Annotated in this window: 16 protein-coding genes, 1 pseudogene and 1 other annotated feature; of the genes and pseudogenes, 15 read left to right on the top strand and 2 right to left on the bottom strand. The window is 50.7% G+C overall.

The genetic code is table 11. The annotated features are described in order from the left end of the window. Window positions 1–136: 136 nt before the first annotated feature. The 10 genes from HMPREF9473_RS15785 to HMPREF9473_RS15740 all read left to right on the top strand — a co-directional run bounded on the left by HMPREF9473_RS15785 (window position 137) and on the right by HMPREF9473_RS15740 (window position 16618). On the top strand, window positions 137–2662 hold the full coding sequence (locus HMPREF9473_RS15785) for a homocysteine S-methyltransferase family protein (RefSeq protein ID WP_006781155.1): 2526 nt from the start codon (window positions 137–139) through the stop codon (window positions 2660–2662). 49 nt (window positions 2663–2711) lie between these two features. After that, window positions 2712–3557, top strand: a complete 846-nt coding sequence (locus tag HMPREF9473_RS15780) for a DegV family protein (RefSeq protein ID WP_006781154.1) — start codon at window positions 2712–2714, stop codon at window positions 3555–3557. A gap of 66 nt (window positions 3558–3623) precedes the next feature. Further along, a complete protein-coding gene (locus HMPREF9473_RS15775) occupies window positions 3624–5369 on the top strand; it encodes an ABC transporter ATP-binding protein (RefSeq protein WP_006781153.1) in 1746 nt (581 codons plus the stop codon). Continuing rightward, window positions 5356–7098 carry an ABC transporter ATP-binding protein gene (locus HMPREF9473_RS15770; RefSeq protein WP_006781152.1) on the top strand — a complete coding sequence of 581 codons (1743 nt, stop codon included), beginning with the start codon at window positions 5356–5358 and terminating at the stop codon, window positions 7096–7098. The genes HMPREF9473_RS15775 and HMPREF9473_RS15770 overlap by 14 nt, the downstream gene beginning before the upstream one ends. Window positions 7099–7265: 167 nt before the next feature. Beyond that, window positions 7266–8879, top strand: coding sequence for a potassium/proton antiporter (locus HMPREF9473_RS15765; RefSeq protein WP_006781151.1), 1614 nt, complete (start codon window positions 7266–7268; stop codon window positions 8877–8879). A gap of 268 nt (window positions 8880–9147) precedes the next feature. Beyond that, window positions 9148–10647, top strand: a complete 1500-nt coding sequence (locus HMPREF9473_RS26335; protein ID WP_006781150.1) for a hypothetical protein — start codon at window positions 9148–9150, stop codon at window positions 10645–10647. 103 nt (window positions 10648–10750) lie between these two features. Continuing rightward, window positions 10751–11575, top strand: a complete 825-nt coding sequence (locus HMPREF9473_RS15755; protein ID WP_006781149.1) for an Rpn family recombination-promoting nuclease/putative transposase — start codon at window positions 10751–10753, stop codon at window positions 11573–11575. Between the two features lie 213 nt (window positions 11576–11788). Further along, window positions 11789–12033: a binding site (T-box leader), on the top strand. Window positions 12034–12104: 71 nt separating this feature from the next. Then, entirely contained in the window at window positions 12105–13124 is a 1020-nt protein-coding gene (pheS, locus tag HMPREF9473_RS15750) for a phenylalanine--tRNA ligase subunit alpha (protein WP_006781148.1), read from the top strand. A gap of 15 nt (window positions 13125–13139) precedes the next feature. Next, window positions 13140–15560, top strand: coding sequence for a phenylalanine--tRNA ligase subunit beta (gene pheT, locus HMPREF9473_RS15745; RefSeq protein ID WP_006781147.1), 2421 nt, complete (start codon window positions 13140–13142; stop codon window positions 15558–15560). A 221-nt stretch (window positions 15561–15781) separates the two neighbouring features. Next, window positions 15782–16618, top strand: coding sequence for a helix-turn-helix domain-containing protein (locus tag HMPREF9473_RS15740; protein ID WP_006781146.1), 837 nt, complete (start codon window positions 15782–15784; stop codon window positions 16616–16618). A gap of 81 nt (window positions 16619–16699) precedes the next feature. On the opposite strand, the gene HMPREF9473_RS15735 is transcribed toward HMPREF9473_RS15740, so the two are convergent. Beyond that, on the bottom strand, window positions 16700–17665 hold the full coding sequence (locus HMPREF9473_RS15735) for a helix-turn-helix transcriptional regulator (RefSeq protein ID WP_006781145.1): 966 nt from the start codon (window positions 17663–17665) through the stop codon (window positions 16700–16702). A 238-nt stretch (window positions 17666–17903) separates the two neighbouring features. Between HMPREF9473_RS15735 and HMPREF9473_RS15730 the strand changes: the two genes are divergently transcribed. From HMPREF9473_RS15730 to HMPREF9473_RS15715, 4 genes and pseudogenes are all read left to right on the top strand, one after another. After that, complete coding sequence (locus HMPREF9473_RS15730) at window positions 17904–19070, top strand: ABC transporter ATP-binding protein (protein WP_006781144.1); 1167 nt, start codon at window positions 17904–17906, stop codon at window positions 19068–19070. Next, window positions 19054–19760, top strand: a pseudogene (locus tag HMPREF9473_RS28765) (ABC transporter permease subunit). The gene HMPREF9473_RS15730 and the pseudogene HMPREF9473_RS28765 overlap by 17 nt, the downstream one beginning before the upstream one ends. Window positions 19761–19799: 39 nt before the next feature. Beyond that, the gene (locus HMPREF9473_RS15720; RefSeq protein ID WP_242830814.1) at window positions 19800–21173 is read left to right on the top strand and encodes a Gldg family protein; all 1374 of its coding nucleotides are present in this window, start codon (window positions 19800–19802) and stop codon (window positions 21171–21173) included. 23 nt (window positions 21174–21196) lie between these two features. Next, complete coding sequence (locus HMPREF9473_RS15715) at window positions 21197–21790, top strand: DUF4340 domain-containing protein (protein ID WP_006781141.1); 594 nt, start codon at window positions 21197–21199, stop codon at window positions 21788–21790. Between the two features lie 136 nt (window positions 21791–21926). On the opposite strand, the gene HMPREF9473_RS26940 is transcribed toward HMPREF9473_RS15715, so the two are convergent. Continuing rightward, the gene (locus HMPREF9473_RS26940) at window positions 21927–22085 is read right to left on the bottom strand and encodes a helix-turn-helix domain-containing protein (protein ID WP_157140225.1); all 159 of its coding nucleotides are present in this window, start codon (window positions 22083–22085) and stop codon (window positions 21927–21929) included. 152 nt (window positions 22086–22237) lie between these two features. Here HMPREF9473_RS26940 and HMPREF9473_RS26330 point away from each other — a divergent pair, with 152 nt between their 5' ends. Next, entirely contained in the window at window positions 22238–23284 is a 1047-nt protein-coding gene (locus HMPREF9473_RS26330; protein WP_006781140.1) for an N-acetylmuramoyl-L-alanine amidase family protein, read from the top strand. The last annotated feature ends 8 nt before the right edge of the window (window positions 23285–23292 follow it).

The raw sequence follows: 23292 nt of genomic DNA, 5'->3' as shown, positions 1-23292 counted from the left end.
TAAAACTGGACTGGATGTGTTGGAGATAGAGAACATAAACCGGACTGGATGGTGAAGAACGAATATCGGACAAAGGATGCGGATGGTGTCAGATAGAGGGAAACAAAATCATGGATACGAAAAGAGGATGACGGATATGGGGATATTGGAAGCTATCAGAGAGAGAATTGTATTTTTTGACGGAGGAATGGGAAGTCTTCTCCAGGCCAGGGGGCTTGGGCCGGGAGAACTGCCGGAGACCTGGAATATCCTCCACCCGGAGGTTCTGCGTGAAGTACACCGAGACTACTTAAATGCCGGCTGCGACGTGCTGACCACCAACACCTTCGGCGCCAATGGCCTGAAATACAGGAGCGCCTGCCCCGGCCTGGCTCACGTAAGCCACACATCGGACTACACCGTAAAGGAAATCGTGACCGCCGCCGTAGAAAACGCGAAGGCGGCCGTGGAGGAAGCTGGAAGGGGATATATCGCCCTGGACCTGGGCCCCACGGGGAAGCTGTTAAAACCGTTAGGCGACCTGGGATTTGAGGAGGCGTATGAGTTATATAAGGAAGTGGTGCTGGCCGGCGCCGCGGCGGGAGCGGACTTCGTCCACATCGAAACCATGAGCGACGGCTATGAGACCAAGGCGGCCATCCTTGCGGCAAAGGAGAACTGCCAGCTGCCGGTGACCGCCACCATGACGTTTGACGCAAAGGGCAAGCTGCTGACCGGCGGCGATGTGTATTCCGCCGTGGCCCTGCTGGAGGGCCTTGGGGTGGACGCCCTCGGCATCAACTGTGGTCTCGGCCCCATTCAGATGAAGGGTATCCTGGCGGAAATGCTGACGGCAGCGTCCATTCCCGTCATCGTCAACCCCAATGCGGGACTTCCAAGAAGCGAGGGCGGAAAGACGGTGTACGACATTGACGCCGATGAATTTGCGGCCGTCATGGAAGAGATTGTCCGGATGGGGGCTAATGCGGTAGGCGGCTGCTGCGGAACCACGCCGGAGCATATACAGAAGGTGGTGAACCGGTGCGCCGGTCTGCCACAGAAATATCCGGAGAAGAAACACCGGTGCGTCATCTCGTCCTTTGCCCATGCGGTGGAGATTGGCCGGGAGCCGGTTCTGATTGGGGAGAGAATCAACCCCACCGGGAAATCCAAATTCAAGCAGGCCCTCCGGGAGCACAATCTGGATTACATTCTGCGGGAAGGCGTGGTACAGCAGGACAATGGCGCCCACGTGCTGGATGTAAATGTGGGACTGCCGGAGATAGATGAGCCGTCCATGATGGAGGAAGTGGTGAGGGAGCTTCAGAGCATAGTGGATCTGCCCCTTCAGATCGATACCTCAGATGTAAATGCCATGGAGCGGGCCATGAGAATCTATAATGGAAAACCGCTTATCAACTCCGTAAACGGGAAGGAGGAGTCCATGAGGGCCGTCTTCCCGCTGGTGAAGAAGTATGGCGGTGTGGTAGTGGCCTTGGCTCTGGACGAGAGCGGCATCCCGGAGACAGCCGACGGGCGGATCGCCATTGCGAAGAAGATATATGAAAGGGCGGCGGAGTACGGGATTGAGCCGGAGGATATTTTAATTGACTCTCTGTGCCTGACAGTCAGCTCCGACAGCAAGGGGGCGCTGACCACATTGGAGACGGTGCGGCGGGTCCGGGAGGAACTGGGGGGAGGAACGATCCTGGGAGTGTCCAATATCTCCTTCGGTCTGCCACAGCGGGAGATTATCAACGCGGCGTTTTTCACCATGGCGCTGCAGAATGGCTTGAGCGCGGCGATTATCAATCCAAACTCCGAGGCCATGATGAGAGCGTATTACAGTTTCCGCGCGCTGGCGGATATGGATGCCCAGTGCGGGGACTATATCCGAATATACGGAGGCCAGACGGCTGGTTTGGGAGCGACCCTCCCGAAGGGAGGCAGCGCGATGGGCGGAGCCGGAGGTGTGGCAGGCGGCCAGGGAGCGTCATCCGGAGCCGGAACTGGCACAGGCGGCCCAGAAGGTGGGGCCGGCCAGGGGGCCGGCGGCATGATGTCCCTCGGCGACAGCATTTTAAAGGGTCTGAAAGACGGAGCGCAAAAGGCGGTCACCTCACTTCTTGAGACCAAGGATGCTCTGACCATTATCAACGAGGAAATGATACCGGCCCTGGACACCGTGGGAAAGGGCTTTGAGAAGGGGACCATTTTCCTTCCACAGCTTCTCATGAGCGCCGAGGCGGCCAAGTCCGCATTTGAAATCATTAAGGAGCGGATGGCAAAGAGCGGCCAGGTGCAGGAGAAGAAGGGGAAGATCATTCTTGCCACGGTGAAGGGGGATATCCACGACATCGGCAAGAATATCGTCAAGGTACTGCTGGAAAATTACAGCTATGACGTGATAGATTTGGGCAAGGACGTTCCTCCGGAGCTGGTGGTGGAGACGGCGGTGGCCCAGAAGGCGCCGCTGGTGGGACTGAGCGCCCTGATGACAACCACGGTACCCAGCATGGAGGAGACGATCAGACGACTTCGAGTGGACGCCCCATGGGTGAAGGTGATGGTGGGCGGAGCCGTGCTGACAGAGGATTACGCAAAGACCATCGGAGCCGACCAATATTGCAAAGATGCCATGGCGTCGGTCAATTATGCGGAATCATTGAACTTCACATTTTAAATGGAATATGTTATGATGTAAAAAAATTATGAATACAGGAGGGATTAATATGAGTGTTAGAATTATGGCGGATTCCACATCCGATATTGGACCGGAGAGAGCAAAGGCGTGGGGTGTCACGTTAATCCCTTTGAAGGTATTATTTGGCGAGGAAGAGTTTCTGGACGGCGTGGACATGCAGCTGGAGGAGTTCTACCAGCGCCTGGTGTCGTCGGAGAAGCTGCCGACTACCAGCCAGCCGGACCCGGAGGCATTTTTGACCGTGTTCCAGGAGGCGAAGGAGGCCGGGGACGACGTGGTGGTTGTGACCATCAGCTCCAACTTGAGCGGTACCTTCCAGAGCGCCACAATTGCGAAGGAAATGTGCGAATACGATAATATTTACATTGTCGACAGCATGCAGGTGACCTGCACCATGCTGATGATGGTGCGGCGGGGCCTGAAACTGGCGGAGGAAGGAAAATCCGGCCGGGAGATTTATAAGATTCTGGAGGCGGAAAAGAGCCATTACTGCATTTACGCGGCCATCGGCGATTTGACGTACTTAGAAAAGGGCGGACGTCTCTCCAAGGTGGGGGCGGCGGCCGGTTCCATGCTGAACTTAAAGCCGGTTATCACCATCGCCAACACCGGCGTGGTAAAACTGGCGGGGATGGCCAGGGGACAGCACGGCGCGTATGCCAAGATGTTAAAGCTGATAGAGAGCGATGGAGGGCTGGATTTTGACCGGGAGATGTGCATCGGCTACACGGGGGACATGGATGTGTTTGTGCCGTTTAAGGAATATTTAAAAGGGAAGATGGATATCTCCGGCTTTGTGGAGAGCCGCATCGGCACCGTGATTGGCACCCACGGCGGACCTGGCTGTGCGGTATTCGGAGCCTATTTAAAGTAAGAGAGCAGTACAGACATCATACGGCCGGCAGTTCTGCCGGCCATAGAAACCCGCGGAGGAATGTTCGTGAAGAAATTACTGAAATATTTAAAGGATTATAAACTGGAGAGTATTCTGGGACCGCTGTTTAAAATGCTGGAGGCCAGCTTTGAACTGTTCGTGCCCCTGGTGATGGCGAAAATCATTGATATCGGAATTAAAAACAGTGACACCGGCTACATTTTAAAAATGGGCGGTGTCCTGATACTGTTGGGCGTGGTGGGGCTGACCTGTTCCCTGACGGCCCAGTATTTCAGCGCGAGGGCGGCGGTGGGATTTGGAACGGCGCTGCGCAACGATTTATTTAAACATATCAACACCTTCTCCTACTCGGAGATAGACACGGTGGGGACGGCGACCCTGGTGACCAGAATGACCAGCGATGCCAATCAGGTGCAGAACGGAGTCAACATGGTTCTGCGCCTGTTTCTGCGCTCACCCTTCATCGTGTTTGGCGCTATGGTGATGGCGTTTACCATCGATGTGAAATCCGCGCTGATCTTTGTGGTGGCGATTCCGCTGCTCTCGGTGGTGGTGTTTGGGATTCTGATTATCAGCATGCCGCTGTACAAGAAGGTGCAGAGGCAGCTGGACCGGGTGCTTCTGACCACCAGGGAGAATCTTCTGGGAGCCAGAGTGGTCCGGGCCTTCAACCGGCAGCAGGACGAGTGCAGAAAGTTTGATGAGGAAAATGGACTTCTGGTGCAGTTCCAGGTATTTGTGGGAAAGATTTCGGCACTGATGAATCCGGTGACTTACATCATTATCAATGGGGCCATTATCGTGCTGATCTGGACGGGGAGCTGGCAGGTGGAAAACGGCGTCATTACCCAGGGGGAAGTGGTGGCTCTGGTCAATTATATGTCGCAGATTCTGGTGGAGTTGGTGAAACTGGCCAACCTGATTATCATCATCTCCAAATCCCTGGCAAGCGCCAACCGTATCAGCTCCGTGTTTGACATACCAGGCGGCCTTGCGGAGAAGAACCGTGGGGGAACGGTGGATTCCGGCAGCGGGCGGACGAAGGTGGAGTTTCAAAATCTTGGTTTTGTGTACGCCGGGGCGAAGGAGGAATCCCTGGAGGAAATCTCCTTTGCGGCGGAGAAGGGACAGACCATCGGCATTATCGGCGGTACCGGTTCCGGCAAGTCCACCCTGGTGAATATGATTCCACGGTTCTATGACGCCACCACGGGAGCCGTGCTGGTGGACGGCGTGGATGTGAAGGAGTACTCCTTTGAGCAGCTGCGGGATAAGATTGGAATTGTGCCACAGAAGGCGGTGCTGTTTAAAGGCACCATCCGGGATAATATCCGGTGGGGCAAGAAGGACGCCACCGATGAGGAAATCTACGAGGCCCTTCGGACGGCCCAGGCGGCTGCCTTTGTGGAGGAAAAGAATGAGGGGCTTGATCTGCCCATTCTGCAGGGCGGGAAGAACTTATCAGGCGGGCAGAAACAGCGGCTGACCATCGCCAGGGCTTTGGTGAAGCGGCCGGAGATTCTGATTCTGGATGACAGCGCGTCGGCCCTTGACTTTGCCACGGATGCGGCCCTGAGAAAGGCCATCCGGGAGAACACGAGGGATATGACCGTGTTTATCGTGTCCCAGCGGGCGTCCTCCATTCGAAATTCGGACAGGATATTGGTTCTGGACGACGGCCATCTGGCCGGAAGCGGAACCCACAGGGAGTTATTAAAGACCTGCGATGTTTACCGGGAAATCTGTCTGTCCCAGTTATCAGAGGAGGTGCTGCGGGATGAACAGGCATAAGACAACGCTTAAGAGAATTCTTGACTATATCGGCGCCTACAAATGGGGCGTGCTGCTGTCACTGTTCCTGGCCCTGATTACGGTGGTCACCACGCTGTATGCGCCAATTCTGATTGGACAGGCCGTGGACCTGATTGTGGCGCCGGGGCGGGTGGATTTTGAAGGGATTATGAGGATACTGAAGCGGATGGCGCTTGTCATCTGCCTGACGGGAGTCTCCCAGTGGCTGATGAATCATCTCAACAATATCATCACCTACCGGGTGGTGAAGGATATCCGGACGAAGGCATTTGACCATCTGGAAATCCTGCCGCTCCGGTATATTGACGGCCATCCGTCGGGGGATGTGATCAGCCGGGTGATTGCAGATATTGACCAGTTTTCCGAGGGACTTTTGATGGGATTTACCCAGCTGTTTACGGGGGTGCTGACCATTTTAGGGACGCTGGGATTCATGTTTTTCATTAACCCCGTGATTGCGGTGGTGGTGGTGTGTGTGACGCCGGTGTCCCTGTTTGTGGCGAGTTTCATTGCGAAGAAGACGTACTCCATGTTTAAGCTCCAGTCGGAAACCCGCGGGGAGCTGACTTCCCTGGTGGATGAGATGCTGGGGAACCAGAAGGTGGTGCAGGCCTTCGGCCACGAGGAGGAGGCGCAGGTGGAGTTTGAGGAGATTAATGAGAGGCTCCGGGGCTTCAGTCTGAGGGCTATCTTTTTTTCCTCCATCACCAATCCGGCCACCCGGTTTGTCAACGGGCTGGTGTACGCCAGCGTGGGGATTGTGGGAGCGCTGGCGGCGATTCGGGGACTGCTGTCCGTGGGGCAGTTGACCAGCTTTTTGAGCTATGCCAACCAGTATACGAAGCCGTTTAACGAGATATCCGGCGTGGTGACGGAGCTTCAGAACGCACTGGCATCGGCGGCCAGGGTATTTGCCCTGATTGATGAGGAGCCGATTCTGCCGGATGAGCCGGACGCGGTGAAGCTTGAGAAGGCGGACGGGACGGTGAAGATGGAGGATGTCTTCTTCTCCTACAACCCGGACGTGAAGCTGATTGAGAATTTCAATCTGGATGTGAAGCCGGGGCAGAGAATCGCCATTGTGGGGCCGACAGGCTGTGGCAAGAGTACGGTGATTAATCTGCTGATGCGGTTCTATGACGTGGATTCCGGAAGCATCCGGGTGACGGGACATGATATCCGGAAGGTGACGAGAGACAGCCTGCGGGCCAACTATGGGATGGTGCTTCAGGAGACCTGGCTGAAATCGGGAACCATTCGGGACAATATCGCCTACGGGCGGCCGGAGGCATCCCTGGATGAGGTGATACAGGCGGCGAAAGAGGCCCACGCCCACAGCTTCATCAAGCGTATGCCAAACGGCTACGACACGGTGATATCCGAGGACGGAGGCAACCTGTCCCAGGGGCAGAAACAGCTCTTATGTATCGCCAGAGTGATGCTGTGCCTGCCGCCGATGCTGATACTGGATGAGGCCACCTCCTCCATCGATACCAGAACGGAGATACGGATTCAGAAGGCTTTTCTGAAAATGATGGAGGGACGGACTAGCTTTATCGTGGCCCACCGGCTTTCCACCATCCGGGAGGCGGATGTGATACTGGTGATGAGAGACGGGCATATTGTGGAGCAGGGGGACCATGAGAGTCTGCTGCGGCAGGGCGGGTTCTATGCGGAGCTTTATAACAGTCAGTTTGCGGCGTCGTAGACTGTGGGGGAAATTGCTGATGGCTTCGCGGCGCAGATGCAGATTTTGTGGATTTGATAGGATGTTAATTTAACGTTAAAATTGCAAAAAATTGAATTCCATTTCTTGGTCGGATTATCTTTTTATGTTATGATTAATATAATAGATAGACGAGAGGTGGACGAGGTATGATTTTTGCGCTATTGGTAACATCAGTTGTCATCATCGCCTGTATTTTGACAAATAAGATAACCAGCAGAGCCGGTATGCCGGCTTTGCTGGCTTTTATTGTTTTGGGGATGTTTTTTGGCTCCGACGGGCTGATGAAAATTCCGTTCGAGAATTTTGCATTTGCGGAGCAGATATGCTCGGTGGCGTTGATCTTTATTATGTTTTACGGCGGTTTTGGGACGAAATGGAGGGCGGCGAAGCCGGTGGCGGTGCAGTCGGTTCTGCTGTCCTCCGTCGGAGTGGTACTGACGGCCGGGCTGACGGGGGCATTTGCCCATCTGGTATTGAAGATGAATCTGCTGGAGGGGCTGCTTTTAGGGGCGGTGCTGGGCTCCACGGATGCGGCGTCGGTGTTTTCGATTCTGCGCTCCAAAAATCTGAATTTAAAATATAACACGGCGTCACTGCTGGAACTGGAGAGCGGGAGCAACGACCCCTGCGCCTACATGATGACAGTGATTTTGCTGTCCATGATTCAGGGGAACGGGGCGGGCGGCTCCGTGGTCTATCTGGTGTTTGCGCAAGTGTTTTTTGGGGCGCTGTTCGGCGTGGTGATTGCGGTGGCGGCGGGATGGTTTTTGAGGCATGTGCAGGTGGTGACGGAGGGATTTGACGCGGCGTTTGTGATTGCGGTGGCGCTGCTATCCTATGCGCTGCCACAGGCGGTAGGGGGAAATGGTTATCTGAGCGCGTATCTGGTGGGAATTATTCTTGGAAATCAGAAGATACCCCATAAGGCTTCATTGGTCAATTTCTTTGATGGGATTACCAGCCTGCTTCAGATGCTGATTTTCTTTCTGCTGGGGCTTTTGGCATTTCCATCCCGGATGCCGGGAGTTCTGCTTCCCGCGGCGGCGATTGCGCTGTTTCTCACATTTATCGGAAGGCCGCTTGTGACATGGCTGATATTGAAGCCGTTTCATGCGCCGGCGGCACAGCAGCTGATCGTGTCGTGGGCAGGGCTCCGGGGGGCGGCTTCCATTGTGTTTGCGGTGATGGTCACGGTCAGCGGGGCCGGCCTGGGGCGTGATTTGTTTCATATGGTGTTCTGCGTGGTATTGTTTTCCATCGGGGTTCAGGGCTCCCTGCTTCCGTGGCTGTCGGGGAAGCTGAATATGATTGACACGGATGGGTGTGTGTTAAAGACATTCAACGATTATCACGAGGAGAGGGAGATTCAGTTTATCCAGCTGGAAATGAAGGAGGGCCATCCATGGATTGGCCGCGAGGTAAAAGAGGTGGAGCTGCCGCCGGATACGCTGCTGGTGATGATTCTGCGGGGGAAGGAGACGCTGATACCTAAGGGAAATACGGGGATTGAGCTGAATGACACGGTTGTGCTGAGCGCAAATGCCTACGAAGATGACAGTACGATCTGTCTGACGGAGATTACGGTGGATAAGAGTCATGAGTGGTGCGATAAACAGGTTTCGGAGCTGGAGCTTCCGGAGGATACGCTGATTATCATGATCCGCCGCGGCGGGCAGGCGATGATTCCGGATGGAATGACGGGAATACGGGAGGGGGATGAGCTGGTGGTGAATGAGAACAGGAGAGTTGGAGCTGTGTAGGAGGACGAAAGAAAGACCTTTCCGGGCAAAAAATATAGAGTTTCATATATCGGGGGGCCGAATGAAACTCTATAAAAGAAGAAATGACCTTATATACTATAACACAGAATTGCAGAAATGTAATGTTACAATTTTGCTAAAATTAGACGAATATTGTGCGAAATGTAACCGATATTGTAGAATGGGCGTATTTTAAACTTGCAAGAAAGTACGAAACAGTTTATGATAATGAGTATAGTATGGGAAGGAAACCGGGAGGACCGAACAAATGACAATGAATTCAGACAATACGGCGGATAAAAGGACGGCGGGACAGAATCCGCCAGGACAGCCAGCAGGCGGTCCGGCGACAGGGCAGCCATCGTCCAGCCAGATGGCTGCAAGCCAGGCGGCCAGACAGGCGGCAGTCCAGGCAGCAGCAAGGCAGGCCATGGCAAACGTAGCCGGCCAGGCAGCGGCCAGACAGGCGGCGGCAGGGCAGATGGGAGCGAAGCCAGTTGCGGCTGGGCAGACGGCCTCAGCGGGGCAGGCAGCGGCGAAGCCAGTAGCGGGTCAGGCGGTAGCCAGACCGGCGGCAGGGCAGATGGGAGCGAAGCCAGCTGCGACAGGACAGACGGCGTCAGCAGGGCAAGCAGCGGCGAAGCCAGTTGCAGCAGGACAGACGGCGACAGCGGGTCAGCCAGCGGCGAAGCCAGTAGCGGGACAGGCGGCCTCAGCGGGCCAGGCAGCGGCGAAGTCAGTAGCGGGTCAGGCGGCGTCAGCAGGGCAAGCAGCGGCGAAGCCAGTTGCGGGACAGACGGCGACAGCGGGTCAGCTAGCGGCGAAGCCAGTAGCGGGACAGGCGGCCTCAGCGGGCCAGCCAGTGGCGAAGACGGCAGCAACGGGGCAGACGGCAGCAAAGCCAGCAGCGACAGGTAAGCCGGCGAAGCCAGCGGCAGCATCGAAGAATACAGCAGGGCAGTCTTCGACAGGACAAGCTGCAAAACAGGCCGCAATCAATCAGGCAGTTGCAAATCGTCAGGCAGCGCCGAGACAGAAAGCTGCAAACGAAGTACCCACAAAGAAGGATATCGTAGACCAGGGACCATCCAAGCAGGCATCTGCGGACCAGGCATCCTCAAAACAGACCGCAGTCCGTACACCATCAAATCAGGCATCGGGAGGGCAGACACCAGTGAAGCAGGCATCAAATCGTACATCGGCGAAAAGCGCGCCGGTTAAACAGGCACCAGTGAAGCAGACGTCAGGAGGCAAGGGTGGTTCCGGGGAGAACACCGCGCGGCCGCGTCGGAAAAGCTGGGTATTTTTGCTGGTCATTATCGCATTTCTGGGAGGCGCCCTCGCATGGCAGACGGCCCGTCCCCAGAACCGTATGGAGCCCAACGCTGTAGTAGGCGCCATGCCAGGCAAGACAGACGAGCAGATACAGGAGGAATTAAACCGGAAAGTGGAAGAAAAGATGATAGCCTTCTCCATCAATTCCCACCCCGTTTACCCGGATGGCAGAACCGCAGGCAACATCCTGTTTGAGAACCCATCCTCCAACAATAAATTGACCAAGATGGAACTCTACCTGGACGACACCGGCGACAAAATCTACGAAACCGGTCTATTAAGACCCGGCAGCTACGTCCCGGAAGCCAAACTGGACAAGAACCTGGCCTCCGGCGATTATACCTGCACCGCCTACATCTATGCATACCGCTTAGAGGACGAGTCCTACATCGGTAAAGTAGCGGCAGGCATCACCATCACCGTGCAGCAGTAACTCTAACATAACCGGGGCTTTTTCTTGTATTATAAAAGCCACTCTGATATAATAGAATCAGCAAACAGAAATTCCAGCCTTTCCCATCAGAAAGGTGGAATATATGTCAACAATAAAACCATTTCAGGAGCTTCAGTTTTCAGATGCATTTATGTTTGCGGCGACGATGGAGGACGAGGAAATCTGCCGCGGTGTTCTGGAACGGATATTGGGGATACCAATTAAAAAAGTAAAAGTCCGTTCCGAAGCGACCCTGTTCAATAACTCCGATTATCGAGGAGTTCGTCTGGATGTCTATGCCGACGATGAAGAGGGAACCATGTTCGATGTGGAAATGCAGACCACAGATAAAAAGGACCTCCCCAAACGCAGCCGCATCTATCAGGGCCAGATGGATTTGGTGGCGCTAAAACCAGGCGATGAATATAAGGCACTGCCCAAAAGCTATATCATCTTCATCTGCACTTATGACCCATTCGGCTATGAGTTTTACCGCTACACCTGCACCACCATATGTCAGGAAAACGGGATGGAAATCGGCGACGAAGCATACAAAATATATCTAAGCACCAAAGGGAAGAATGAGAACGATGTCCCTGAGGAACTGATACATTTCCTGAAATATGTGGAAAATGCTTCCTATGTGGAAGAAGGCAGCAATGATTCATTGATTCACAAGATTGATACAAGGATAAAGGGGATCAAGCGAGACCACGGAATGGAGGTGGAATATATGCTGTTCAGTGAATTGCTGAGCGATGAGAGAAAAGAAGGCCGCAACGAAGGACGTATAGAGGGAGAGACCCAATTCGCCATGCTGACTGAAAAACTTATGCATGATTCCAGGTCAGAAGAGCTGTTAAAAGCGGTGAACGATGTGGAATTTCGTGAGAAGTTGTATCAGGAATATGGAATGAGGCAAGTTTAAATAGTCATAACTGCCGCCAGTTTCTACACTGGCGGCAAGTCTAAAAAGATTCAGATAATCAAGTAGTCTTTGAATTCTTACATAATTCAAAACCTAGAAAAAAATAAGATAAAATAAGTGATGCACGGAAAGAGGAAAATTCTGTTTGCTGTTTTTCAAAACCACCATTGACATTTCCAGTGGATATGATAAAATGTAATTTAGATTTTATAAAGAAAAGCGATGAAGGCGTTAGTAGACATTTATTTTCTACCAGAGAGAAGGAATCACCGGCTGAGAGTTCCTTTTAGTTCAGATAAATGTTGAGATTCCCGCCGGAGCTGCAGGCTGAACCGTGAGTTTCATGTGAAGTAGGCTGCGCCGTTTGTACACGTTACGTATGTCGAGAGTCTGTGAATGGCATAGATGCACACATCACAGGAATCAGGGTGGTACCGCGATAAAATGTCGTCCCTTCGTTCTTTTAAAGAGCGAAGGGATTTTTTTATTGTCCCTGAGTGGAAACTGAAAATGAGAAAGGGAGAGTACAATGAAAGACCAGTTAGACAAAATCAAAGAAGAAGCATTGAAGCAGATTGAATCCTCCGATGCTCTGGAAAAGCTGAATGATATCCGCGTGGCTTATCTGGGGAAAAAGGGCGAGCTGACCAGCGTTTTAAAGAGCATGAAGGATGTGGCGCCGGAGGAGAGACCGAAGGTGGGCCAGATGGTGAATGAGGCCAGAGAGATTATCGAGGCGAAGCTGGAGGAGACCATGAAAAGCCTTGCCAGAAAAGCGAGAGAGGAGCAGATGAAGAAAGAAGTCATCGATGTGACTCTCCCAGCCTCCAAGAATAACGTAGGCCACAGCCATCCCAATACCATTGCCCTGGAAGAGGTGGAGCGCATCTTCATCGGCATGGGATATGAGGTGGTGGAAGGACCGGAGGTGGAGTACGACGAGTACAACTTCGAGAAGCTGAACATCCCCGCCAACCATCCGGCCAAGGATGAGCAGGACACCTTCTATATCAATAAGGAGATGGTTCTGAGAACCCAGACATCCCCGGTACAGGCCCGCGTCATGGAGCAGGGCAAGCTGCCAATCCGTATGATAGCTCCCGGCCGTGTATTCCGCTCCGATGAGGTGGATGCCACCCATTCCCCGTCCTTCCATCAGATTGAGGGACTGGTGATTGATAAAAATATCACATTTGCAGACTTAAAAGGAACTCTGGCGGAGTTCGCAAAAGAGCTGTTCGGCGAGGACACAAAAGTGAAGTTCCGCCCCCATCATTTCCCATTCACAGAGCCGAGCGCCGAGGTGGATGTGACCTGCTTTAAATGCGGCGGTTCCGGCTGCCGGTTCTGCAAGGGCTCCGGATGGATTGAGATTCTGGGCTGCGGCATGGTTCACCCCCACGTACTGGAAATGTGCGGCATTGACCCGGAGGAATATACCGGGTTTGCATTCGGCGTTGGGCTGGAGCGTATCGCCCTGTTAAAATATGAGATTGACGATATGAGATTATTATATGAGAACGATATTCGTTTCTTAAAGCAATTCTAAGGAGGGAAAATTATTATGAACACAGCATTATCATGGATTAAAGCATACGTTCCTGACTTGGAAGTAAGTGACCAGGAATATACGGATGCCATGACTCTGTCAGGCACAAAAGTAGAGGGATTTGAGCGTCTCGACAAAAATCTGGAGAAGATTGTGGTAGGCCAGATTACCAAAATCGAGCAGCACCCGGATGCGGACAAACTGATTGTCTGCCAGGTGGATATCGGCGACAGTTTCATTCAGATTGTCACCGGCGCTCCCAACGTAAAAGAGGGCGATAAGGTTCCGGTGGTCTTGGAGGGCGGCAAGGTAGCCGGCGGCCACGACGGCGGACCTCTCCCGGAGGAAGGCATCAAAATCAAAAAAGGCAAGCTGCGTGGAATCGAATCCTACGGCATGATGTGCTCCATCGAGGAGCTTGGTTCCTCCAGGGAAATGTACCCGGATGCGCCGGAAAGCGGCATCTACATCCTGCCGGCCGACACCAAGGTAGGCGTCGACGCAGTGGAAGTCCTGGGCCTTCGCGATACCGTTTTCGAGTATGAAATTACGTCCAACCGCGTGGACTGTTACAGCGTCATCGGCATCGCCAGAGAGGCGGCGGCGACCTTCGACAAAAAGTTCGTTCCCCCGGTTGTGACCGAGACCGGCAACAGCGAGGATATCCACGATTACCTGAACGTGACTGTGGAAAATGACACCCTCTGCCCCCGTTATTGCGCCAGAATGGTGAAAAATATCAAACTGGCCCCGTCACCGGAGTGGATGCAGAGACGTCTGGCGGCCAGTGGAATCCGTCCCATCAACAACCTGGTGGACATCACCAACTACGTGATGGAAGAGTACGGCCAGCCCATGCACGCCTATGACTATGATTTAATCGCAGGTCATGAGATTATCGTAAAATGTGCCAAGGACGGAGACGTTTTCCAGACCCTTGACGGTCAGGAGCGGAAACTGGACAGCACGGTCCTGATGATAAATGACGGAGAGAAGGAAGTGGGTATCGCCGGCATCATGGGCGGTGAGAATTCCAAAATCACCGACGATGTCAAGACCATGGTATTCGAGGCCGCCTGCTTCGACGGAACCAACATCCGTCTGTCTGCCAAGAAAGTGGGCCTGCGGACCGACGCGTCCGGCAAGTTCGAGAAGGGTCTTGACCCAAACAATGCCGAGGAAGCCATCAACCGTGCCTGCCAGCTGGTAGAACTGTTGGGCGCCGGCGAGGTTGTGGGCGGTATGATTGACATTTATCCGGTGAAACGGGAAGAGCGGAGAATTCCCTTCGACGCGGCAAAGGTCAATAAACTCCTGGGAACCGATATTCCGGAGTCCGATATGCTTGGCTACTTCAAAAAGCTGGAACTGGGCTTTGACGCGGAGAAACAGGAAGTGATTGTACCCACCTTCCGCCAGGATTTGGAGCGCCCGGCTGATATCGCGGAGGAAGTGGCAAGATTCTACGGATATGACAATATCCCGACCACCCTGCCATCTGGGGAGGCGACCACCGGCGGATTATCTTACAAACTGCGTGTGGAGCAGGTAGCAAGAGAGATAGCGGAGTTCTCCGGCTTCAGCCAGAGCATGACCTACTCCTTCGAGAGCCCGAAAGCATTTGACCGGTTAATGCTTCCGGCGGATTCTACCTTACGCCAGACCGTAAATATCTTAAACCCACTGGGCGAGGATTTCAGCGTGATGAGAACCACCCCGTTAAACGGAATGCTGACCTCCCTGTCCACCAACTACAACCGGAGAAATAAAAATGTCCGCCTGTACGAACTGGCCAACGTTTACCTGCCAAAACAGCTTCCGCTGACCGAGCTGCCGGATGAGAGAATGCAGTTTATCCTCGGTTTTTATGGAGACGGAGATTTCTTCACCATGAAGGGTGTAGTGGAAGAGTTCTTTGAGAAGGTTGGAATGAAGAAAAAGCCACACTACGACCCGGAGGCTGGTAAAGTATTCCTCCACCCAGGCCGCCAGGCTTCCATCGTCTATGACGGCGTGACATTGGGCTATCTGGGCGAAATCCACCCGGATGTGGCAGACAATTATAAGATAGGCGAGAAGACCTACATCGCCGTCCTGGATATGCCAAATATCCTGCCATTCGCCACCTTCGACAGAAAATACGAGGGAATTGCCAAATACCCGGCCGTAACCAGAGACATCAGCATGGTAGTGCCGAAAGATGTGCTGGTAGGACAGATTGAGGGCGTGATCGAGCAGAGAGGCGGAAAGATTCTGGAAAGCTACCAGCTCTTCGACATCTACGAGGGCGCCCAGATTCTGGCCGGCTTCAAGTCCGTCGCCTACTCCATCACCTTCCGCGCCAAGGACAGAACCCTGGAGGACAAGGAAGTCAATACCGTGATGGAGAAGATTCTTCACGGTCTGAAAGAACTGAATATTGAGCTTCGCGCATAGATGTGCACGCAAGTAGGCGAAAAAATTTTGGATATCATTTATTACGAGACCACATAAACAAAAAATGTGGTCTCTTTTTATATGTGTATGTCGGATGCATTTCTAACCTGTTTAATAGACAATTATGAAATTTGTTGGTATAGATTATTAATCTAACTGATGATATACTAACTTTAGTTGGTCCGACTGCTAGAATACCTGATTATAAGGAGGAAAAAAGAATGTTTAATATTTATGAATACAGTACTATAAATTGGGAGGCAACGTCAGATAATATCAAATCATTACTTAATATACATGGAATAGCTAAGTCTGTATTTGCGAAGGCTATGTGTGTTTCGGAGAAAACGGTTCATAATTGGTGTAATGGAAAGGTTGATGGAAACCCCAAACTTCAAGAATTAATAATAATGGCATTGTTTTTTGATGTTGATATTATGGATATTGTTATAATCAATGGACGCATTAATAAGAAAATAAATAGTCAAGATATAAATGAAATGATAGAGTTAATCGACGGAAGAGAAGAAAAATATATTGAGAAAAATGGTGAATATCAGTTTGAAGAAGATATTATAATAGAGTTTATGCAAAAGGAAAAGTTAAGAAGTAGACAGAAAATAAACAATTTAGACGAGTTTATGTTATATTTGCCATTATTCAGGCCCAAAGATTTAGCAGAGTTTGTTTATCGTAGTAACGGAAATTTAGCTACTAATAGGGAGTATGTGAAGATTCAATTGAATAAGTTATATGAAGGAATTGAACCACAAGATGCAAAGGACTATGCTGATTGTGTGAAATTATTTTGTCTTACATATCCTCAAATAGATAATATTGATTACAAAAATAAATTCGATATGAAAGAAATTAAATATCAAGAATTCAAAAAAATACAAGAAAGCCCCGAATGGTTAGTTAAGTTCTATGCGTATGAAAAGGCCGTGGATAATTGGACTAAAAAAATAAAAGAATTGGACACCATAGAAATCCAGAATTCAGCTTTAATAGAACGGCTTCTGTCAGAAGTGAGTGGGAGGTCGATAACGGAAAATTAACATGTGGATGTAGAGTTTATTAGTATGACAGTTAGAGAAACACCAGATGTGGCTGGTGTTTCTCTTGTTAAAATACTGTGTTTACTTCCTTACCGGCCGGACATATTTCCAGAACCGCTCCGGGTCGTGATAGAAATAGATGATTCTGCCGGGGGTGGTATCGTAGCAGCAGCCGGTGTCCGTAAAATCGAATTCGGACATGGCTTTTTCTACCAGCTCCTCGATGCTTCGGTTTTCCTGCTCGTAGTCGAAGGGGCCGTGCTCAAATACCAGATACTCGGCTTCGGGGACGTCCATCATCTGCATCTGTGGCGGGATTTCCCCGGCGTAATCGGCGGGGAGGCGGACGCCGTAGCATTCTATCCGCGGGAAGCCCCAATCACAGAGGCGGCCGCTGGGGTCGCTGATGTAGGCCATCACCTGGCCACCGCTGCTGTTGGACTCGCTGCCGCCGTAGTCGTCCAGCTTGCCCTTGATGCTGTCCAGCAGGCCGCAGATGGTCTCGCAGTCCTGTCCCGGAATCTGGCTCTGTTTCTGCCAGAAGTCCCAATACCCGTTGCTCTCATAATTCCTGATGTGTAGAAATTTGTGGGCGGGAATGGTTACAAAATAAATCTTGATATCGTCTGTGGATTTCATCATACCGATCTCTCCAAATCCTAAAAAGTAGCGGTCGAAGGAGCTGAGTTTCGTGCGCAGGACGACTGACCTGGGATGCTTTCGATATTCGCTGGGAGCGATGCCGTAAACGCCCTTAAACGCCCGGGTAAATGCTTCGTGGGAGGAAAATCCGTAATCAAAAGCAATGTCCAGCATACTTTTCTCGCTGTCCCGCACCTCTTTCAGGGCGAAGGCCAGCTTCCGGTGCCTTACATAGTCCCTGAATGCCATTCCCGATATTTCCCGGAATTTTCTTGTTGTGTAAAATTCGGAGTATCCCAGATGACGGGAAAGTGTGCGCAGTGTCAATGCTTCGTCATGATAGTTTTTAATACAGCTGTCAATCTCATCCACGAAGATTTGAATCTGTTTCTGCCATTCGTACATACGTCTTATCACCTCGTTTCAACCACCCTGTGTTTATTATAGAAAATCGGAGAGAGCACCGCTTGATTTTACTTGCGGTTATGAATTCAGTTTAACAATATAACAGCATGGCAGGAACTGTCAAGATACGGTCAGGGAATGGGCGGCAGGAGATATAACAAAAATTTCAGAAATAAAACACAGATTTTTCACATTATCCCCGTAAAGTGATAGGGACATATAAAGGAGGAGCAAAGCTGTGATTGAAGTGAAAAACCTGGTAAAGGACTACGGCGGCCATGTGGCCGTGGATCATTTGAATTTTACGGTGGAAGACGGATTTATCTACGGATTTCTTGGGCCCAACGGGGCGGGAAAATCGACGACGATGAATATGATGACCGGTTACCTCGGGGCTACGGAGGGGGAAATCATCATCGAGGGACACAATATCTTGGAGGAACCGAAGCGGGCGAAGCAGTGTATCGGGTATCTGCCGGAGATTCCGCCGCTGTATGTGGATATGACGGTGACGGAGTATCTGGAATTTGCGGCGAAGCTTAAGAATATACCGAAGAAGGAGCGGGCGGCGGAGATACTCAGGGCGGTGGAAGTGACGAAACTGGAGGAGGTTTCCCACCGGCTGATTCGGAATCTGTCGAAGGGATATAAACAGAGAGTGGGCCTGGCCCAGGCCATTCTTGGAATGCCGCCGGTGATTATACTGGATGAGCCAACAGTGGGACTGGACCCGAAGCAGATTATTGAAATACGTGATTTGATTAAGGAACTGGGAAAACAGCACACGGTGATTCTAAGTTCCCATATTCTATCGGAGGTGCAGGCGGTGTGTGATAAGATTATGATTATCTCACATGGCCGTCTGGTGGCCAGCGATACGCCGGAGAATCTGGAGAAGATGGCCGGGACCCATGGGATGGAGTTGACGGTGAAGGCCGATGAAACGGCCGCCCTGGAGATTCTGGAGAAGACGGACGCATTTGAATGGATGACGGATGTTGTGATGCGCCAGGATGCGGAAACCGGGGAGACGGAGGTGTCCTTCCAGTTTGAAGATGATGGAAATTATGAGAAGGATATCCGGGAGACGGTGTTCTTTGCGTTTGCCCAAGCGCAGGTGCCGATTCTGGCAATGAGAGAGAAAAAGATGTCGCTGGAGGATGTATTCCTGGAGCTGACTGGGGATAAGAAGGCGGCGGAAGAGGAACAGGAGCTGCTGGATTCCGAGGAACCGGATTCTGAATTGAATGACCCGGAAAAAAGCGAGGAAGAAGCTGAAGATGTGAATGAAATTGAAGATACAATTGCAGAAGCAGATATCATTCAAGAAACAGATACAATTCCAGAAACAGACACAATACCAGACCAAGATTCAAAGGAGGCCACCCATGACAGCAATCTATAAACGGGAAGTGAAATCCTATTTTGATTCCATGACAGGCTACGTCTTCATCGCCTTTATGGCGCTGTTTACTGGAATCTACTTTTTTGCATACAACCTAAACGGCGGATATCCCTATTTCAGTTTTACCTTATCCGCCTTGCTGACCATTCTGGCCTTCGGCGTGCCGGTGCTGACCATGCGCAGCTTTGTCCGACGAGCGCCGCTCCCGCACGGACCAGATGCTGCTGACAGCCCCGGTGGGCGTGTGGGAGATTGTCATCGGGAAATATTTATCCATGGTGACCGTGCTGGCAGTTCCGACCATTCTCTGCCTGTTCTGCCCACTGATTATCAAGATGGCCGGAAATGGCTTCCTGATGGCGGATTACACGGCCATCCTCATGTTTTTCCCTGGCCGGCTGTGTCTTCATCGCCATTGGCATGTTCATCTCCTCCCTGACGGAGAGCCAGGTGATTGCGGCGGTGGGAACTTTTGGCGCCATGATACTGATTATCCTCTGGCCCAGCCTGACAGGCATGATGCCGTCGGGAATCGGAACCATTCTTGCCAACCTTGACATTATGACCATGTTTGACAATGTCACCAGCAATCATATTCTGGATGTCAGCGGTATTATCTTATATCTCAGTCTGGCCGGCCTGTTTTTATTTTTCACCAGGCAGTCCATTGAGAAGAGAAGATGGAGCTAATCTTTGAAGAGCAGGAGGGAGCAGAAAGACATGAAACCTATGATGACCAGAAAGGTAAAACATGGCGGTTACAGCGCGGTATTGTCCGTGATTGTGGTGGCCGCCGTGATTATCATCAATATGATTGCAGGCCAGATGCCGCAGCATTTGAAATCCATCGATGTCAGCGGCACGGATTTATATGAAATCAGCGATACCACGAAGGAAGTGCTGGCGGGACTGGAGCAGGATATCACGATTTATGTGGTAGGAAATCCGGACCGCGTGGACGACAGAGTCCGTACCATGGTTGGAAAATACCAGCAGCTTTCCGGACATATCCAGGTGGAGGAGATTGACACGGTGCTGCATCCGTCCTGGGTATCCAGCAATGATGCCGAGGATAACAGCCTGCTTATCACCTGTGAAGCCACAGGAAAGCATGTGACGGTTCCGTTTACGGACATCGTTCAGTTCGACCAGATGAGCTACTATTACTACGGCCAGTACCGGGAGACGGAGTTTGACGGGGAAGGGCAGATAACCAGTGCGATTGCCTCGGCCAGCAGTGATGTGGTGAAAACGGTCTATGAAATCAATGGACACGGCGAGGGAAGTCTGTCCGACAGTGTCCGGGAAATGCTGGATAAGAGCGGTCTGACGCTGGCGAGCATCAATCTTCTCACTGATGATGGAATCCCAGAGGATGCGGATTTGGTCATTTGCAACGGGCCGGTGACGGATTTTGCGGATGACGAGAAGAGCATGATTCTGGATTATCTGAATCAGGGCGGTCATATGGTACTGCTGGCTGGCGTGTCGGAGAATGAGCGCCCCAATCTGGAGGAAGTGATGGAAACCTACGGCCTTGTGCTGGAGGACGGATATGTGGCGGATATGAGCCAGAATTACCAGAGAAATCCCTACGCCATTTTCCCGACCATGGACAACAGCAGTGAAATCATGACGGGCATTGACTCCAAGACGGCGGCGCTGGTGATTGAGGGAACCGCCATGAGCCAGATGGAGGAACTGCCGGAAAATGTGGAGATAGAGACCTTTATGAGCACCTCGGCGGACGGAGTGCTGGTGACGGAAGACAGCCAGACGGAAGGCACCTGGATGCTTGGGGCCAGAGCGGTGAAAATGCTGGACAGCGGAAGTTCCGTGTTGACGGTCATCACGACGCCGTCCCTGATATCGGAGCAGATCACCTCCCAGTTTACGAACCTTTCCAATCTGAATGTGTTTATGAATGTGGTGACAGCGGACTTTGAGGATGTGACCAACATTTCCATCCCGGCCAAGAGCCTGGAAGTGACCTACAATACGTTCCCGAACGCGGGTGTGTATGGAATGGTGTTCATTTTCCTGATTCCGATTGTAGTGCTTGTGACGGGCCTGCTGGTGTGGACGAAGAGGAGAAAACTGTAAGAGATAGGGAGTGAGACGGAATTATGAAGAAACAGGGAAAGACGATTCTTGCGGGCCTGCTGGTTCTGTGCGTGCTGGGCGGCGCCTATGTGGGGATTGGCTACAACAAGGAGCAGCAGGCAGCGAAGGCCCAGGCGGCCGAGGACGCGGCCAGAGATTATCTGACGGATATGGGAGATGTGACGTATTTCTCCTATGAAAATGATGGGGAAATGCTGGAATTTGAGAAGGAGGACGGCACCTGGTACTACGCGCCGGACCACAGCGTCAGCCTCATCCAGAGCACTCTGGACAGCATGGCGGTGGATGTGAAAAAAATTGAAATCACCCGGACGCTGGAGGGCGCGGACGGCCTGGAAGCATATGGGTTGTCAGAGCCGGTCAACCGGATAACCATCCGGGATACCGATGGCAATACCCAGACCGTTCTCCTGGGAAATGCGGCCGGCGACGACATTTACGCCTGCCTGGACGGACAGGAAACCGTGACTGTGATTGGCTCGGAACTTCAGAGCATGACTGAAAAAACGCTGGAGGATTTGACGGAAATGGAGACAGAGGTTGAAAGTGAAGTATCCAAACAAGAAGCTCCTGAGGAGCAGGAGACATCTTCATAGATGTAATTGGAATCAGAAGTTAAATTAATATACTTACAAAAAATCAGGGAGAAATCCCTGATTTTTTATGTGTTCATATTTTTTGGCTTTTTATAATCATTTACTTTTATCATGCATAAAATTGAGGATTTCAACATCAGTAAATTTTTAATATTTCAATTATCTTTTTTAATGTAACAATTTTTGTTTGATTTTCATTCTTTTCTATTCGTTGTAGCTGCCGCCAGCTAATTCCCAATTGTTCTGCCAATTGTTCCTGTGTTAAATTCATTTTTTTTCTATTCTCTTTTATCATGACATCCTCCATATGACACATTATGTCATAGTATCTTTTTACTGAACACGCCATGAAATGTCGTGAAATACCATTGACTTTATTATGTGCTGATAGTATAATTTATAATCAAAAGACGACATTTTATGTCGTGACGACAAGGAGGAATTTTCATGAAAAAGAAACTTGCTTTATTATTAGCAATATCTACGCTGACGATAATCGGTACAACGAATGCATTTGCTCATGACCTCGTGATTGAGGGAGAGGAAAGGACAGGGAAAAGTTATCCAACAATTTCCGGTTCCTATTACACGTATGATGAGAATATTGGAAGTGATGTAAAAAAGGATGTAACGATACACTTAATACCTAAAAATGAGAGATTTAGAGTCAGCGAAAATGATTATAGTGATGGTACGGGTGTGGCTATTTATTATTTAGCATTAGGTGATAGAAATAGTAGTTCCACGAATGAAAGCTATAATGGTGGTTCTTCTGCATTTTTATATGATTATGTAGATAGCTTATGGTATGAACAAGGTGTCTATTATGATTTTAATTCATTAGCAGAAATTGGAAATTTTTCGATGGATAGAGACACTGCTTTTTTTCCTGTGGTATTTAAAGAATATAGTGAATATGATTGGTCATTAGAAGAACTTAATCCATACATTTTTAAATTAGTAGATGCACCATTATTGGAAATAGATGTTGCAACCGATTCTAATGCCAGTGGAGATATTTCAACAGATATCCCAAATACAGGGGGAAGCAGTAATCATTCGGGAAGCAGTTCCTCAGGTGGTACGGGCAGAAAAATATCTTCTGTTAATCCTGCAAATGTTAATGGGGAATGGATAAAAGACGACAATGGATGGTGGTTTAAGAAAATGGATGGCTCATATCCCAAAAATGAATGGATAATGAATAATAATATTTGGTACTTTTTTGATGAAGCCGGTTATATGAAAACAAATTGGATAGAAATAAACGGTGTAAAATATTTTCTAAATCCAGATGGAGCTATGGTATCAAATGATTGGACATTCCAAGATGGTAAATGGTATTATCTAAATAGTACTGGCGCAATGCAGGCTAATTGTTGGATTAAATGGAAAGGTTTGTGGTATTATTTAACAGCTGATGGAACCTTGGCAGTAGATACCGTGACACCGGATAACTATCGTGTAGATTTAAACGGTGTTTGGATAGAATAGCCAGGGAG

Origin of the sequence: Hungatella hathewayi WAL-18680 (assembly GCF_000235505.1) — a bacterium.
GTDB lineage: Bacteria > Bacillota > Clostridia > Lachnospirales > Lachnospiraceae > Hungatella_A > Hungatella_A hathewayi_A.
This window is presented reverse-complemented; position numbering and strand designations above follow the sequence as displayed.

What these genes read in the sequence shown, in the direction of transcription:
- HMPREF9473_RS15785 (WP_006781155.1), top strand. Translation starts at nt 137, where the DNA reads ATGGGGATATTGGAAGCTATCAGAGAGAGAATTGTATTTTTTGACGGA.
- HMPREF9473_RS15780 (WP_006781154.1), top strand. Translation starts at nt 2,712, where the DNA reads ATGAGTGTTAGAATTATGGCGGATTCCACATCCGATATTGGACCGGAG.
- HMPREF9473_RS15770 (WP_006781152.1), top strand. Translation starts at nt 5,356, where the DNA reads ATGAACAGGCATAAGACAACGCTTAAGAGAATTCTTGACTATATCGGC.
- HMPREF9473_RS15765 (WP_006781151.1), top strand. Translation starts at nt 7,266, where the DNA reads ATGATTTTTGCGCTATTGGTAACATCAGTTGTCATCATCGCCTGTATT.
- HMPREF9473_RS26335 (WP_006781150.1), top strand. Translation starts at nt 9,148, where the DNA reads ATGACAATGAATTCAGACAATACGGCGGATAAAAGGACGGCGGGACAG.
- HMPREF9473_RS15755 (WP_006781149.1), top strand. Translation starts at nt 10,751, where the DNA reads ATGTCAACAATAAAACCATTTCAGGAGCTTCAGTTTTCAGATGCATTT.
- pheS (WP_006781148.1), top strand. Translation starts at nt 12,105, where the DNA reads ATGAAAGACCAGTTAGACAAAATCAAAGAAGAAGCATTGAAGCAGATT.
- pheT (WP_006781147.1), top strand. Translation starts at nt 13,140, where the DNA reads ATGAACACAGCATTATCATGGATTAAAGCATACGTTCCTGACTTGGAA.
- HMPREF9473_RS15740 (WP_006781146.1), top strand. Translation starts at nt 15,782, where the DNA reads ATGTTTAATATTTATGAATACAGTACTATAAATTGGGAGGCAACGTCA.
- HMPREF9473_RS15735 (WP_006781145.1), bottom strand. Translation starts at nt 17,665, where the DNA reads ATGTACGAATGGCAGAAACAGATTCAAATCTTCGTGGATGAGATTGAC.
- HMPREF9473_RS15720 (WP_242830814.1), top strand. Translation starts at nt 19,800, where the DNA reads ATGATGACCAGAAAGGTAAAACATGGCGGTTACAGCGCGGTATTGTCC.
- HMPREF9473_RS15715 (WP_006781141.1), top strand. Translation starts at nt 21,197, where the DNA reads ATGAAGAAACAGGGAAAGACGATTCTTGCGGGCCTGCTGGTTCTGTGC.
- HMPREF9473_RS26940 (WP_157140225.1), bottom strand. Translation starts at nt 22,085, where the DNA reads ATGATAAAAGAGAATAGAAAAAAAATGAATTTAACACAGGAACAATTG.
- HMPREF9473_RS26330 (WP_006781140.1), top strand. Translation starts at nt 22,238, where the DNA reads ATGAAAAAGAAACTTGCTTTATTATTAGCAATATCTACGCTGACGATA.